The sequence below is a fragment of the Candidatus Binataceae bacterium genome (genome assembly GCA_036495685.1).
Classification (GTDB): Bacteria; Desulfobacterota; Binatia; order Binatales; family Binataceae; genus JAFAHS01.
This window is the reverse complement of sequence record DASXMJ010000140.1, coordinates 1-1649: the sequence shown is the minus strand read 5'-3', so window position 1 is coordinate 1649 and position 1649 is coordinate 1. Positions and strand designations below refer to the sequence as shown.

Below are 1649 nucleotides of genomic sequence, written 5' to 3'. Positions count from 1 at the left end.
CGCCATACAGAAAAATCTACAATACGGAAGATCACAAAGGGCACGAAGACAGAAACGAAAGATGGGTTCCTGGTCTCGACCTTTGTGGTCTCCGTGGCCTTTCGGTTACTGTGGCGTTCGAGGGCGGCGCGCTTCCGCGATAAAGCTTTTTCGTACTCGTCCTCGTCCTCGATTGTGTCAGCTTGGGCGAAGGCACGGTGGTGGCAAAGAATTGAATGACGAGCCGTTTACCAAATGCCGGGAAGAACTGCTTCCGAGGACGAGTACGATTTGATTGTTCCTGACACTAGAACGCATTTTCCATGAGCGGAGCGACCCTTCTTCTTGAAGCCCGTGACGTTGCCAAAAAATTCGATTCGGTTGTTGCGCTCAAAGCCGCCTCGCTTCAGGTGCGCCCTGGCGAGGTTCATGGCCTAATGGGAGCGAATGGCGCCGGAAAGAGCACATTGGTCAAAATCATCACGGGGGTCTTTCCGGCAGATGGCGGCCAGATCCTGGTGAAGGGCGCAGCCCGTTCGTTCCGATCCCCGGCAGAAGCACGCCGCGCCGGAATTGTCTCAGTCTATCAAGATCCCGCGCTCGTGCCGGACCTGACCGTCACACAGAATATGGGCCTGGCAGGCGCCCCCGTCGACGCAGTACGCAAGTGGTTGGCAGAGCTCGGCGTCGGCAAGCTCGACTTCAGCCTCTTGGTCCGTGATCTGCCTGACCCGACGCTGCGTCTCATTGATCTCGCTCGCGCGCTTGCTTGGGAACCCGCAGTCCTGCTGCTCGATGAAATTACGGCTTCTCTTCCTGCTGATCTCTCTGAACAGATTTACGCGATGGTGAAGCGCTGGCGCGAAAGAGGCAACGCAGTGATTTTCATTTCCCACCGCATGGCCGAGGTATCGGCCCTGTGCGACCGGGCGACGGTTTTGCGTGATGGCGTTACGGCCGGTGTCACGGAACGCGCGCACGGGAGCGAGGAGCGTATCGTCGCGCTCATGCTCGGGGCCGAAACTGCTCGAGCGGTCGCCTCCGCCCCTTCCACACGTGCCCCTCGTCCACGGGCGGACGATGCGGAACCAGCGCTGGAAGTGCGCGGGCTCCGTTGCGCTCCGCAGGTCAACGACGTTTCCTTCAAACTCTATCCAGGTGAGGTTCTGGGAATTGCCGCGCTAGAAGGCCAGGGACAGGAAGAACTATTTGATTGCATCGCGGGAAGTCGCCGCTACGACGAAGGCGCCATCCTTGCGCATGGCGAGGAATTGAGACTTCGCCATCCCGCAGATGCGATCGCAGCCGGGGTCGTGCTCGTTCCGGCGAACCGGTTATTAGCTCTGTTGCAGCAACGGCCAATTCCGGAAAATATCGTTTTGCCTGCCTTCGGCCGGATTCGGAACTGGGGTCCGATCAGGATTAACGAGGAGCGAAAACGGGTAGCATCTGCTATCGAACGCCTCCAGATCGATACTCGCGCGGGATCAGAATTGCGCCGGTTAAGCGGCGGCAACCAGCAGAAGGTCGTGATCGCCCGGTGGCTCGCCAGTGGTTTTGATATTTTGCTCTGTTTTGATCCCACTCGCGGCATCGACATTGGTACCAAACGACAAATCTACGCGTTGGTCCGAGAAATTGCGGCCGCGGGATCGGCAGTGCTCCTGTTC

General features: G+C 58.6%; 1 protein-coding gene. It reads left to right on the top strand.

Annotated features, from left to right (window positions below; all coding sequences use genetic code 11):
* Positions 1-302: 302 nt before the first annotated feature.
* On the top strand, positions 303-1649 hold a 1347-nt coding region (locus tag VGI36_13295), incomplete at its 3' end, for a sugar ABC transporter ATP-binding protein (GenBank protein ID HEY2486119.1).